The sequence below is a fragment of the Achromobacter sp. K91 genome, from assembly GCF_003576205.1.
In the GTDB taxonomy this organism is placed as follows: domain Bacteria; phylum Pseudomonadota; class Gammaproteobacteria; order Burkholderiales; family Burkholderiaceae_B; genus Achromobacter; species Achromobacter aegrifaciens.
The window spans coordinates 1-12,090 of the sequence record NZ_QWFB01000009.1 but is presented as its reverse complement, the minus strand read 5'-3'; the positions used below and the strand labels follow the sequence as shown (position 1 = coordinate 12,090).

Below are 12,090 nucleotides of genomic sequence, written 5' to 3'. Positions count from 1 at the left end.
CCGCAGCCACTGTCCGGAAGAGTGGATCGAGCCCGCGCAGCTGCTGGATGGCACCCGCGTGCTGTACCAGTCGGTGCTGGAACTGGACCGCAAGCTGCGGGCATGACATGGCGGGCGCCCACCGGGCGCCCGCGTCACCGCTACTTCTTCACCAACGGGCAGGACGAGCGCGACAGCGGCATGAAGGCCTGGTCGCCGGGCAGGGTGGCCACCAGCTTGTAGTAGTCCCAGGGCCGCTTGGACTCGGACGGCTTCTTCACTTCGAACAGGTACATGTCATGCACCATGCGGCCGTCCTCGCGGATGCGGCCGTTGGTGGCGAAGAAGTCGTTGATGGGCATGGACTTCATCTGCTTCATCACCGCCGTGGGCTCGTCGGTGCCGGCTGCCTGCACCGCCTTCAGGTAGTGCATCACCGACGAGTAGGTGCCGGCCTGGCTCATGTTGGGCATTTTCTTGAGCTTGTCGTAGTAGCGCTGGGACCAGGCCCGGGTCTGGTCGTTCATGTCCCAGTAGAAGGCCTCGGTCAGCGTCAATCCGGCGGCGGCGTCCAGGCCGATGGCGTGGATGTCATTGATGTAGAGCAGCAGCCCGGCCATTTTCTGGCCGCCCTTGGTCAGCCCGAATTCGCTGGCGGCCTTGATGGCGTTGACCGTGTCGCCGCCGGCGTTGGCCAGGCCCACGATCTGCGCGCGGCTGGCCTGGGCCTGCAGCAGGTACGAGGCGAAGTCGCTGGAGCCCAGCGGGTGGCGCGATGCGCCCAGCACGGTGCCGCCGTTGGCCTTGACGACTTCGGTGGCGGACGCTTGCAAGGTGTGGCCGAAAGCGTAGTCGGCCGTCAGGAAGTACCAGCTCTTGCCGCCTTGCTCGACCGTGGCGCGCGCCGTGGTGTTGGCCAGCGACCAGGTGTCGTAGGTGTAGTGCACGGAATAGGGCGAGCACAGGTCGTTGGTGATGCGCTCGGTGCCGGGTCCGCTGAACACCACGATCTTCTTTTTCTCGCGCGCCACTTCCAGCACGGCCAGCGCGGGGGCGGAGCCGGCCACGTCCATGATGGCGTCGACCTTCTGGGTGTCGTACCACTCGCGTGCCTTGGCGGCGGCGATGTCGGCCTTGTTCTGGTGGTCCACCACCATCAGGTCGATCTTCTTGCCCAGCACCTTGCCGCCGAAGTCGGCGATGGCCATTTCGGCGGCGGTCGCGCTGCCTTTGCCCGTGACGTCGGCGTACACGCCGCTCATGTCCAGAATCAGGCCCAGGCGGACCACGTCGTCGGAGATCGCCTGCGCCATGGCGCAGGGCGCGGCGGCAAAGGCGGATAACAGGGCTAGCGTGCTGCGCAACTTCAGGGAAATCCGGGGGGTTCTACGGCATTTCATGGTGGGTCTCCTTTATGCCGGATCTTGTTCGGATACTGCTGGCGCTTGGGGATCTGCTGCGGCGCTCTGTTCTGGCTTGACGCTGGCGGGTCGAGGTGGGATGCCTCCTTGTCTTGAATGTGGTCTAGCGATGGGACAGCAGGTCGAATTCCATCCGCACCTTGCTGAACGGGAACTCCAGCCGCGCGAAGTACACCACGCGGCCATCGATGCAGGCGTAGCGGCGTATTTCCGCCACGGGCGAGGACACGGGAATCTGCAGGGACTCGGCGGATTCCTGGCCGGCCTGGATCACGTTCAGCACCTGGCGCGCTTCGCTGATGCGTGCGCCGTAGTACTGGTCCAGCACCGGCGCCACGGTGCTTTTGCGGATGCGGGCGCGATGCTTGCGGAACAGCGCGCTATCCAGGAAGACCTCGCTATAGCAGAAGGGGGCGCCATCGGTCGTGTGCACCCGTCGCAAATATTGGAAGCTGCCGCTGCGGTCGGCGCCGCAAGGCATGCCCAGCGTGTCGGGCAGGGGCGAATCGGCGTTGGACTCCACCAGTGAAACCGTGCCCAGCTGATTGCTGAGTTCCACGGTTTCGGCCCAGGTCTTGGGGATCAGCAGGGTGGGCGTTTCGGGCAATTCGGCATTGACGAAGGTGCCCGACCCGCGCGAGCGGCGGATCAGGCCATCGTCTTCCAGCAGGCCGAACGCCTGGCGGATGGTCGCCCGCGATATGCCATAGGTTTCCATCAGCGCTTCCAGCGGCGGGATCTGCTGGCCGGGCCGCCAGGTGCGGTTCTGGATATTGCTACGAAACAGCGCCGCCGCCTGCAGATACAGCGGCTGGGGACTGCGCGAGAAGAGCTTGGGGTCGGGCATGTTCAGGCGGAAGGCGTCGTGGTCGGGGCCGCGAGTATGGCATCGGCCATTTCGCGCAGCCGGTGCTTCTGGATCTTGACCGAGTTGGCGCTTTCCACCGAGGGGAATGCATCCAGCACGGTAAAGCCCGCCGGCGTCTTGAAGCCCGCCATCGCGGCTTTGCACGCGGCGGTCCAACCCGCGGGGTCGGCGGCTGCGCCCGGCTGCAGCAGCACGAAGGCATAGGGCACGGTCTTGCCCTTTTGCGTGGCGCCGACCACCTGGCAGGCGCGCACGCCCGGCAGGGTTTCGACCACCTGTTCGATCTCCACCGGATTGACCAGGAAGCCGGACAGGCGCAGCGAATCGCCCATGCGGGTCTGGAACACGAACTGGCGCGGATTCAGCGTGTAGCCGAGATCGCCGGTCTTGAAGTAGCCGTCATCCGTGCAGGCGCCGCGGGTGGCCTCGGGATTGTCCAGATAACCCTGCATCAGGCTGGGCGAGAGGATTTCGAGTTCGCCGGATTGGCCATGCGGCAGGACTTCGCCCGTGGCAGGATCGCGGGCGCGCACGCGTGCCTCGGGGTAGATCAGCGTGCCGCCGGGCTGGTGGCGCGCGGACACGTCGCCCTCGGCGGGGTCGCGCGGCTGGCCGGCGACCAGGGCCACCAGCTCGCTGGAACCATACAGGCCGGTCAGCGGCACGCCGGCCTCGCGGGCCAGGTCCAGCATGTTGTCCAGCGCCGGCGTGAAGCTGGCGAAGCCAAACAGCCGTACCGAGGCGAAGTCGCCTTGGGCTCCCGCCCGCATCATGCCGACCAAGGCCTCGTTGTTGGCGTAGGTGTGCGTCACCGCGTGGCGGCGCACCGCTGCGGCGGATTGGGCGGTGTCGAACACCGGCGCGCAGACCACGGGCGCGCCTTGCGCCAGGCCGCCGACCAGCGTCGCGAAGCCAAAGGCGCCGCAGAACGGCGCGCTGGCGAGTACACAGCTTCCCTCGTCATAGCCATAGGCCCGCGCCACGGCCGCGCCGTGGTTCAACAAGGTGCGCTGGTCGTGCAGCACGAACTTGGGCTTGGAGGTGGTGCCGGACGTGGTGAAGCACAGCACGCCCGCATTGGGCTGGGCCGGCGGCGCTGTGTCGGTGCAGGACTGCAGGTCCTGGTAGCGGTGCGCCGGCTTGCCATGGAAGCTGGGGGGCAGCGCCTCGTCGGCATTCGTCAGCGCGATCACGCCTTGCAGGCGCTCCAGGTGTTCCGGCGCCACTTCGCCCAGGATGCCCTGGAAGTCTATGCCCTTGAACCCCGGCCGGAACACCAGCCAGTCCGCCTTGCCGCGTCCCAGAATGTCGGCCAGCTCCAGCGCCCGGAAGCGCGTGTTGACCGCCAGCACCAGCGCGCCCAGGTGCGCGCAGGCCAGGAAGGATTCCACCCAGGCGGCGCAATTGGGTAGCCAGACCGCCACACGCTGTCCCGGGCGCACGCCGATGCGGGCAAGGCCGGCGGCCAGCGCGCGGCTTTGCGTCCGCAGTTGCGCGGCGCCGATGGGTTGGTCCTGGTCGATCAGCAGCGGCGCATCGGGCCGGCGCGCGACCAAGGCGTCCAGGTGTTCGGAGAACGTCGAGTACGGCATGTTCATGGCTTACACCGTGGCGATGGGCGTCACGGGAGAACCCACCGCGCCAGGCATGCGCAAGGGCGGGGCGGTCAGCAGGAAGCGGCTGCGGCCTTGCGCATGCAGCCAGTCGGCCAGGTCCTTCAGGTACCAGAGTTCGGCCAGCGGCAGGCCCAGCTTGAAGAGGCAATGGTGGTGCAACGGCAGGATGGAGTGGCCGGGGCCGGAGGTGCGCGCCGGATAGGCTTCGACCGCGTAGTTGTCGGCGCAGATCGCGGCGATGCCGGATTGCGTGATCCAGTCCAGCAGCGCCGGGTCGGAGCCGTCCAGCACGGCGCCGGTCTGCTCCAGCTTGTGCGGGTCGGGCTGGCCGTCCATGGCCACGATCGCTTCGGCGAAGCCGGTGCGCAGCACCAACATGTCGCCGTGTTCGACCGTCACGTTCTGTGCCCGCATGGCGGCCTGCAGGGCCGCCAGGTCGACGACCGTGCGGCCGGGGCCGTAGGCGCGCGCCAGGTCCACCAGCACGCCGCGGCCCTGCATGCCTTTTTCGGCGTAGCGGTTGATACCCAGCTTGCGCGCGTACGAGCCGCCGGGCGGGCAGCAGGCGTCGTCCGATTTGTCGGGATCCGCGCCGCCGAACACGTCCACGCCGGCGGCGTAGCCGTTGTAGTAGACGCGACGCGCCTGGCCATCGCCCTGGATGTCGAACAGCGCGCCCACGTGGCACAGGCCGTCCCACTGGGTGGAGTACTGCATGGACAGCGTGACCTGGTCGTCGGACAGCACGTCCACGGCTTCGGGCTGCACCTGGGACATCTGGAAGTTCAGGTAGGGCGTGCCTTCGCGGAAGGTGGGTTTGAGCGTCGGCGGGTGGCGGCGCGGGTTCAGCACGTTGCCGCCCGGCAGGTCCAGCGGCAGCGACAGGCAGAACACCTTGCCCGTGCGCACCTCCCGCACCGCCTGCAGTACTTTTTCCTCAGTCAGCAGGTTCAGGCGGCCGATCTCGTCATCCGGGCCGAAGTCGCCCCAGGTGGAGCCTTCGGGGCGTTGGGTCCAGCGTTTCATTTGCTTGTCTCCTGGAGGTTTTCTATGTTCTTATGAATATAGTACGTATTTACGTACTTTAAAAAGAAATCCGCAATCAGCGGGTTCGATAGGAGACAAGCCCATGACGCAATTCCTGCAGCGCAGGTTGGCGATCACTGCGCCGGCCCTGGCCGCGCTGGCCTTCCTGACCTTGCCCGCGGCCCAGGCCGCCGGCTATCCCGATCATCCCGTGACCGTCGTCGTGCCGTATCCGCCGGGCGGCGGCGCCGACATCTTTGGCCGCGCCATCGCTCACGCGCTGGAGCCGGGCCTGAAGCAGACCGTGCTGGTCGAGAACAAGCCCGGCGCGGGCGGCAATATCGGCATGGCCTACGTGGCGCGCGCCAAGCCCGACGGCTACACGCTGGGCCTGGGCACCATCGGCACCCAGACCATCAACCAGTTCCTCTACAACAACATGGCGTTCGACCCCGAACGCGACCTGGTGCCCATTGCGCTGGTGTCCACCACGCCCAACGTCATCGCCGTCAGCGCCAAGTCGCCCTACAAGACGGTGGCCGACGTGATCAAGGCGGCCCAGCAGTCCAAGGACAAGAAGCTGACCTATGCGTCGCCGGGCATAGGGTCCTCGGTGCATCTTACCGGGGCCTATTTCGAGGCCATGGCCGGCGTGACCATGCTGCACGTGCCTTTCAAGGGCACGTCCGCCTCGCTGCCGGCGGCGGCGGGCGGGCAGGTCGACCTGCTGTTCGACAACCTGCCGGGCGCGCTGGCGCAGATCAAGGATGGCAATCTGGTGCGGGGCGTGGCGGTCACGTCGGCCGCGCGCGACGCCTCGGTGCCCAACCTGCCCACCGTGGCGGAATCGGGACTGCCGGGCTTTGACGTCACCGCCTGGTTTGCGCTCTACGCCCCGCGCAATACCCCGGAACCCGTGGTCAAGCAGTTGATCGAAGCCGCGCGCAGCGGGCTGAAGAATCCGGCCGTCGCGGCCAACTTTGCCGGCATGGGCGCCAGGCCCGGCACGCTCTTCGGCGCGGACCTGGCGGCCTTCGAAGCCGGGGAACGCAAGAAGTGGGGCGTACTCATCAAGGACAAGGGAATCACCGCGCAATGAAAACGCCCACCGCACTGGTCACCGGCGGCAGCCGGGGCATAGGCCGCGCCATCGTCGCGCGCCTGATCGAAGATGGCTTCGAGGTCGTCAACTTCAGCCGCGGCGCGCCCGCAGCGCTCCTGCCCGGCGAAACGTTCCGTTCGGTCGACCTGGGCGACGCGCCGGCCACCATTGCCGCGGCGCAGGCGTTGGCGGCCGAGCGCCAGGTCCTGCATCTGGTCAACAACGCCGGCATGATCCAGGTCGCGCGCATCGGGGACGTGACGCAGGAACAGATGGCGCGGATCATGGCGCTGAACGTCACGGCGCCGGTGCTGCTGATGCAGGCCCTGCTGCCCGGCATGCGGGCGGCGGGCTACGGGCGGGTGGTGAACATTGGCAGCCGCGCCGCCCTGGGCAAGGACGGGCGCACGGTTTACGGCGCTTCCAAGGCGGCGCTGGCCGGGATGACACGCACCTGGGCGCTGGAGCTGGCGGGCAGCGGCATCACGGTGAATACCGTGGCGCCCGGACCCATCGCGACTGAACTGTTCAACCAGTCCAACCCGCCGGGCGCGCCGCAGACGCTGGCTTTGGAGGCGGCGATCCCGGCGGGGCGCGTGGGCCGACCCGAAGAGGTCGCCCATGCCGTGTCCATGTTCATGGACCCGCGGGCGGGCTTCATGACGGGACAGATGCTGTATGTGTGCGGGGGAGTGTCGGTGGGGCTTGCCGGCTAGCTGCTTGTTGCGTTGCGCGGTTGCTCAGGCTTGCGGCGCCGTCCCTTGCGGCGGCGCGTGTATGGCGAACTCGCGCGCCATTTCCTTCCTGGACACCTTGCCGGATGCCGCCAGCGCCTGCGCACGCTCCAGGCGCAGGCGCTTGAGCACTTCCGTGGGCGCGACGCCGAAATGCGCGGCGAATTTACGCTGGAAGGTGCGGCGCGACATCTGGCAGGCGTCGGCCATGTCGTCGACCGACCAGCGCGCCGATAGCTGCGCCTCGATTTTTTCCACCAGGTCCCGGAATGGCGCGGCCACGCGGTCCTGCAAACGCAGCGCCTGGCTGTACTGGCGCTGGTCGCCGTTGCGGCGCATGAATACCACCAGCCGCCGCGCAACCCGTTGCGACAGGTCCGCGCCGAAGTCGCGTTCGATCAGCGCCAGCGCCAGGTCGATGCCGGCGGTGACGCCGGCCGAGGTCCAGTATTTGCCGCTTTCGACGTAGATGCGGTCGTCTTCGACGCGCAGGGCGGGATGAAGCTGGCGCAGCCGGTCGGCCGAACGCCAGTGGGTGGTGACGGCGCGGCCGTCCAGCAGGCCGGCGGCGGCCAGCACGAAGGCGCCGGTGCATACGCTGCAGGTGCGCCCGGCGGTCGCGTCGCGGCGGCGCAGCCAGGCGCGCGTCTCGCCATGGGCGCCCGCGAAATCGGCGCCGGGGCCGCCGGGCACGAACATCATGTCCAGGCGCTCATCGCCATCGTCGGCAAAAGTGCCGTCCACCTGCATGCGCAGGCCCTGTTCCCAGGTGGAGACCAGCGGCGTCGCGGCGATGGTGCCCAGGCGATAGAGCTTGCGGCCGGCTTCCTCGTTGGCCGAACTGAAGGCTTGCCACGGTCCGGCCAGATCCAGCGGCTGGAAGCCGTCATACAGGACGAACTGCACGCGCAATGGCGCATCCGGCGCAGTATTTGGCGCACGCGTCCGGGCGCGTCCGCCTATGCTGGGAGTCGTCGTTTCTAACGGAGCATCGTCATGCATGTGAATTTTCTCTTGTTTGAAGGGCTGACCCAGCTGGATATGACCGGGCCGTATGAAGTGCTGGCAGGCGCGCCGGGCTTCACCGTGGATTTTGTCGCAAAAACGCGCGATCCGGTGCGCAGCGATCGCGGGCTGTGTTTCGTGCCCACGCAGACCATCGCATCCGCGCCGCCCTGCGACTTGCTGGTGGTGCCAGGCGGGCCGGGCACGGATGATGCCATTGTCGACGCCGACTGGGTAGCGTTTACTCGTGTGCAAGGCCTGGCGGCGCGCTACGTGTTCGGCATCTGCACCGGTTCGCTGCTGCTGGGCGCGGCTGGCCTGCTGCGCGGCAAGCGCGCTTCCAGCCATTGGCGCGCACGCGAACTGCTGTCGCGCTTCGGCGCCATCCCCAGCGACGAGCGCATGTGCGTGGACGGCAAGCTCTACACCGCGGGCGGCGTGACCTCAGGCATCGACATGGGGCTGAGGGTGGTGGCGGACCTGTGCGGCGAGGACGTGGCCAAGCTGATCCAGCTGCAGATCGAATACGACCCCAAGCCGCCGTTTCCTGGGGGCACGCCCAAGACCTCGGAGCCGGCCGTGGTGCAGCGTTATCTGGAGATGTCGCAGGCGCGCTTCGAGCGCCGCTCGCAGGCGGTGGACCGGGCCGCGGCCGCGATGGCCTGAGTTCGAGCGCGCGGCGCGCTCACTTCGCCAGATGATCCAGCGGCAGCGGGCTTTGCGGCTTGACGGTCTGGATCGCGAAGTTGCTGCGTATGTCCTTCACGCCGGGCAGCTTCAATAGCGTGCCCAGCAGGAAGCGTTCGTAGGCGCGCAGGTCGGGCACCACTACCTGCAGCAGAAAGTCGGACTCGCCCGACACCAGATGCGCGGCGATGACTTCCGGCAAGGTGCTGACCTCCTCGCGGAACAGGGCGGAGTCGCGCTCGTGGTGCCGCTCCACCTTGATGCCGACGAAGACGGTCAGGCCCAGGCCGACTTCGTCCGGCGCCAGGCGGGCTTCGTACCCCTGGATGACGCCGGCTTCTTCCAGCAGCCGCACCCGCCGCAGGCAGGGCGAAGGGGACAGGCCAATCTGCTCGGCGAGTTCGACATTGGTCAGCCGGCCGTTCTGCTGCAGGGCCTCGAGGATCCGGCGGTCGTAGGCGTCCAATTCACGTTTTGGCATGAAATCGGGATAAGGGTTGTTGGATTGGCGGAATATGCCAATCATCATAAATCGAATGGCATGGATAGGATGCACATGCCAGCCCGGTTTTCCTAGAATGATCGCCTGAGCCAGGACGAAAAGGAGCGGGAAAATGGCGGATATGGCGATGTTTCTAGGGGCTTTGCTGATCGTCTACGTGGTGCCGGGACCCGACATGATCCTGCTGCTGGAAACCGGCGTGCTGCGCGGCAGAGGGCAGGCGCTGGCGGTGGCCGTGGGGCTGGCCATCGCGCGGGCCGCGCACGTGACCCTGGCCGCGCTGGGACTGGCGGCGCTGTTCAAGACCCATCCCTGGGCGTTCGACGCGGCGCGCACGGTGGGGGGATGCTATCTGGTCTGGTTGGGCGTGCGGCTATTGCGCGCAGGACCCGTGTCCTACGATGCCACCGGGCAGGCGCCCGCGAGCCGCACAGGGCTGGGGCCGGCGCTATTGAGCGGCGTGCTGACCAATGTGCTCAATCCCAAGGCCTTGCTGTTCTGCTCGGTGCTGCTGCCGCAATTCGTGTCGCCTGCCCAGGGGCCGATAGGCCAGCAGTTCGCCGTGCTGGGCGTGATCCTGGTCAGCCTGGGCCTGGCGCTGGACGTGCTGTGCGCGTTGGCGGGCGGGGCGGTGGGGCGCTGGATGTCGGCCAGCCCCCGTGCGCAGAAGATCCAGAGCCGGGTGTTCGGGCTGGCATTGATCGGCTTCGGCCTGCGCCTGACCGTGGCCCAGCGTCCGGCTTGAAGCGGCCGGTCCCGCAGCTTGCGCTACGGGACCGGCTGCCCGGCCTATTTGGCGTAGGCGTACGAGGACTCGTCGGCTTCCTCATCCTTCGGCAGCGGCGGAACCGCGCCGTCCTCCAGCAGTTCGGACTGCGTCAGGCCCTTGGTCAGCTCCAGCGCCTGGCGTTCGAACAGGCGCCGGTACAGACCGCCCTTCAGGCGGATCAGTGCGTCATGGCTGCCTTCCTCGATGACGCGGCCGCGGTCCATCACCAGCAGGCGGTCCAGCGCGCGCACCGTCGACAGGCGGTGCGCCACCACCAGCGTGGTACGACCCACCATCAGACGGTCCATGGCCTGCTGGATCAGCACCTCGCTTTCGCTGTCCAGGCTGGACGTGGCTTCGTCCAGGATCAGGATGGGCGCATCGGCCAGGAAGGCGCGGGCCAGGGCCACGCGCTGGCGTTCGCCGCCCGACAGCTTGACGCCGCGTTCGCCGACCAGCGTGTCGTAGCCCTTGGGCAGCGCCATGATGAAGTCATGGGCGCTGGCCAGCCGCGCCGCCTGCTCGATCTCGGCCTGCGTGGCGCCGGGGCGGGCATAGGCGATGTTCTCCGCCAGCGTGCGGTGGAACAGCACCGGCTCCTGCTGCACGATGGCGATCTGGCTGCGCAGGGACGCCTGCCGCGCCTGGGCGATGTCCTGCCCGTCGATCGTGATGCGGCCGTCGTTCACGTCATACAAACGCTGGATCAGCTTGATGAACGTGGTCTTGCCCGAACCCGAATGGCCGACCAGGCCGACCCGTTCGCCCGGGGCGATGCGTACCGAGAAATGGTCGTACAACGCCTTGTCGTGCGCGCCATAGCGGAACGTCACGTCCTCGAAGCGGATCTCGCCGGCCGTCACGCGCAGCTCGCCCGCGCCGGGCCGGTCGTCCACGCCCAGCGGTTGCTTTTCCAGCGCGACCAGTTCTTCCATGTCGTTGACCGAGCGTTGCAGGTTGCGGATGTGCATGCCTACGTCGCGCAGGTAGCCCTGCAGCATGAAGAACATCGTCAGGGCGAAGGTGATATCGCCCACGGTGGCCTGGCCGCGCGACCACAGCAGCAGCGACGCGCCCAGGATGCCCGCTTGCATGGCGACCAGCATGGCGCCCTGGATGCCGCCGTTGATCGTGCCGCGGATCCAGGTGCGGCGCGTGCGGCGGCGCCATTTGTCGACCACGCGGTCCAGCCTGACTTCTTCGCGGTCTTCGGCGCCGAAGGCCTTGACCACCGCGTTGCAGCTGACGGCGTCGGCCAGGGCGCCGCCCATGCGCGTGTCCCAGGCGTTGCCCAGGCGCGCCGCCGGCGCCACATAGCCCAGCGACAGCGCCGCGGTCACGGCGATGTACAGCACCGAGCCCAGGCCCACCACCAGGCCCATGATGGGCCAGTGCACACCCAGCAGCGCGGTAGCGCCCACCAGCATCACGACCGACGGCAGCAGCGCGATCAGCAGCGTGTCGTTCAGGATGTCGACCGCCCACATGCCGCGCGTGATCTTGCGCACCGTGGAGCCGGCAAAGCTGTTGGCGTGCCAGTCCGTGGAGAAACGCTGCACGCGGTAGAACGCGTTGGAGACGATGCCGTTCATCATCTTCAGCGTGAAGGTGATGATGTTCTGGAACACGGCCTGACGCAGCAGCGTGCCGCCGATGCCCAGCGCGAGCAGCAGCCAGAACGCGGTCAGCGCCGCGCTCCAGACGATCTCGTCGCCAGCCGCGCCCGAGGCCACGGCGTCAACCAGTTTGCCGGCGTACAGCGGCGTCAGCACGTCGGTCACCGCCGACAGCAGGGCCAGCACGATGATGCCGGAGGTGCGCCAGGGCTGCGCGCGCCAATGGCGGAAGGTAAAGCCAAGGACATCCTTGAAGGTCTGTCCTCGTAGATCGATTTTTTTTCTGGCCATTGCAATGGCCCGGCGTCACCAGGACGCCGGGAGTCCTTGTGTGGAAAGAGGAAGGAGCGGCCTGCGCGGCGAGGCGCGGGCGATTGCGTTCAGGTTTTTGGGGCGGGCACGGAGGACCGGTCGCTAGATAGGCATCCAGCGATGGGTCCGCGCGGGCGACGACTTAATGACGTCGCGGGGACACGCGCGGGATGGCGGTATGCGGATTCATCATCTTGCGCCTCCCAATGGTGTGAGATGTGGGGAAAGGGAATGGGCAGAGGCCCGAATTGAAGATTCTATAGAAGTGGTGTAGGCGAATCAACGGGTAGGCGCGTGCCGGTGTGGGTTTTTTTCAACTGACGCGGCGTTCAATCCGGGGTGAACAGCGTGGGAGGCAGGCGCGCCACGGCCTCGTAGGTCAGGCGGATGTGGGCGGCCAGCAATTCACAGGCGCGGTCCGCATCGCGCGCCAGCGTGGCGTCCAGGATGCCT

General features: G+C 67.5%; 11 protein-coding genes and 1 pseudogene. 5 read left to right on the top strand and 7 right to left on the bottom strand.

What is annotated here, in order from left to right:
• Positions 1–106: pseudogene (locus DXK93_RS01765) on the top strand (allantoate amidohydrolase); the annotation flags it as partial.
• A gap of 34 nt (positions 107–140) precedes the next feature.
• Here the strand turns inward: DXK93_RS01765 and DXK93_RS01760 are convergent.
• The 4 genes from DXK93_RS01760 to DXK93_RS01745 all read right to left on the bottom strand — a co-directional run bounded on the left by DXK93_RS01760 (position 141) and on the right by DXK93_RS01745 (position 4,910).
• Positions 141–1,379 carry an ABC transporter substrate-binding protein gene (locus tag DXK93_RS01760; RefSeq protein WP_054453748.1) on the bottom strand — a complete coding sequence of 413 codons (1,239 nt, stop codon included), beginning with the start codon at positions 1,377–1,379 and terminating at the stop codon, positions 141–143.
• A 124-nt stretch (positions 1,380–1,503) separates the two neighbouring features.
• Entirely contained in the window at positions 1,504–2,247 is a 744-nt protein-coding gene (locus tag DXK93_RS01755; protein ID WP_119449196.1) for a GntR family transcriptional regulator, read from the bottom strand.
• A 2-nt stretch (positions 2,248–2,249) separates the two neighbouring features.
• A complete protein-coding gene (locus DXK93_RS01750) occupies positions 2,250–3,866 on the bottom strand; it encodes an AMP-binding protein (protein ID WP_119449195.1) in 1,617 nt (538 codons plus the stop codon).
• 3 nt (positions 3,867–3,869) lie between these two features.
• Complete coding sequence (locus DXK93_RS01745) at positions 3,870–4,910, bottom strand: cyclase family protein (protein ID WP_119449194.1); 1,041 nt, start codon at positions 4,908–4,910, stop codon at positions 3,870–3,872.
• 103 nt (positions 4,911–5,013) lie between these two features.
• On the opposite strand from DXK93_RS01745, the gene DXK93_RS01740 reads away from it, so the two are divergent.
• Positions 5,014–6,009: a tripartite tricarboxylate transporter substrate binding protein gene (locus tag DXK93_RS01740; protein WP_119449193.1), complete on the top strand. Its 996-nt coding sequence runs from the start codon at positions 5,014–5,016 to the stop codon at positions 6,007–6,009.
• Entirely contained in the window at positions 6,006–6,728 is a 723-nt protein-coding gene (locus DXK93_RS01735) for an SDR family oxidoreductase (protein WP_119449192.1), read from the top strand. The genes DXK93_RS01740 and DXK93_RS01735 overlap by 4 nt, the downstream gene beginning before the upstream one ends.
• Positions 6,729–6,752: 24 nt before the next feature.
• On the opposite strand, the gene DXK93_RS01730 is transcribed toward DXK93_RS01735, so the two are convergent.
• Positions 6,753–7,652, bottom strand: coding sequence for a GlxA family transcriptional regulator (locus DXK93_RS01730; RefSeq protein WP_054454793.1), 900 nt, complete (start codon positions 7,650–7,652; stop codon positions 6,753–6,755).
• 90 nt (positions 7,653–7,742) lie between these two features.
• Between DXK93_RS01730 and DXK93_RS01725 the strand changes: the two genes are divergently transcribed.
• Positions 7,743–8,417, top strand: a complete 675-nt coding sequence (locus DXK93_RS01725) for a DJ-1/PfpI family protein (RefSeq protein ID WP_119449191.1) — start codon at positions 7,743–7,745, stop codon at positions 8,415–8,417.
• A gap of 19 nt (positions 8,418–8,436) precedes the next feature.
• On the opposite strand, the gene DXK93_RS01720 is transcribed toward DXK93_RS01725, so the two are convergent.
• Positions 8,437–8,919, bottom strand: a complete 483-nt coding sequence (locus DXK93_RS01720; RefSeq protein ID WP_054454795.1) for an Lrp/AsnC family transcriptional regulator — start codon at positions 8,917–8,919, stop codon at positions 8,437–8,439.
• Between the two features lie 142 nt (positions 8,920–9,061).
• Between DXK93_RS01720 and DXK93_RS01715 the strand changes: the two genes are divergently transcribed.
• Positions 9,062–9,685, top strand: coding sequence for a LysE family translocator (locus tag DXK93_RS01715; protein ID WP_233564489.1), 624 nt, complete (start codon positions 9,062–9,064; stop codon positions 9,683–9,685).
• 44 nt (positions 9,686–9,729) lie between these two features.
• On the opposite strand, the gene DXK93_RS01710 is transcribed toward DXK93_RS01715, so the two are convergent.
• Positions 9,730–11,616, bottom strand: a complete 1,887-nt coding sequence (locus DXK93_RS01710) for an ABC transporter ATP-binding protein (protein WP_119449189.1) — start codon at positions 11,614–11,616, stop codon at positions 9,730–9,732.
• Between the last annotated feature and the right edge of the window lie 474 nt (positions 11,617–12,090).

Coding starts and splice junctions, on each gene's coding strand:
- DXK93_RS01760 (WP_054453748.1), bottom strand. CDS start 1,379: ATGAAATGCCGTAGAACCCCCCGGATTTCCCTGAAGTTGCGCAGCACG.
- DXK93_RS01755 (WP_119449196.1), bottom strand. CDS start 2,247: ATGCCCGACCCCAAGCTCTTCTCGCGCAGTCCCCAGCCGCTGTATCTG.
- DXK93_RS01750 (WP_119449195.1), bottom strand. CDS start 3,866: ATGAACATGCCGTACTCGACGTTCTCCGAACACCTGGACGCCTTGGTC.
- DXK93_RS01745 (WP_119449194.1), bottom strand. CDS start 4,910: ATGAAACGCTGGACCCAACGCCCCGAAGGCTCCACCTGGGGCGACTTC.
- DXK93_RS01740 (WP_119449193.1), top strand. CDS start 5,014: ATGACGCAATTCCTGCAGCGCAGGTTGGCGATCACTGCGCCGGCCCTG.
- DXK93_RS01735 (WP_119449192.1), top strand. CDS start 6,006: ATGAAAACGCCCACCGCACTGGTCACCGGCGGCAGCCGGGGCATAGGC.
- DXK93_RS01725 (WP_119449191.1), top strand. CDS start 7,743: ATGCATGTGAATTTTCTCTTGTTTGAAGGGCTGACCCAGCTGGATATG.
- DXK93_RS01720 (WP_054454795.1), bottom strand. CDS start 8,919: ATGCCAAAACGTGAATTGGACGCCTACGACCGCCGGATCCTCGAGGCC.
- DXK93_RS01715 (WP_233564489.1), top strand. CDS start 9,062: ATGGCGATGTTTCTAGGGGCTTTGCTGATCGTCTACGTGGTGCCGGGA.
- DXK93_RS01710 (WP_119449189.1), bottom strand. CDS start 11,616: ATGGCCAGAAAAAAAATCGATCTACGAGGACAGACCTTCAAGGATGTC.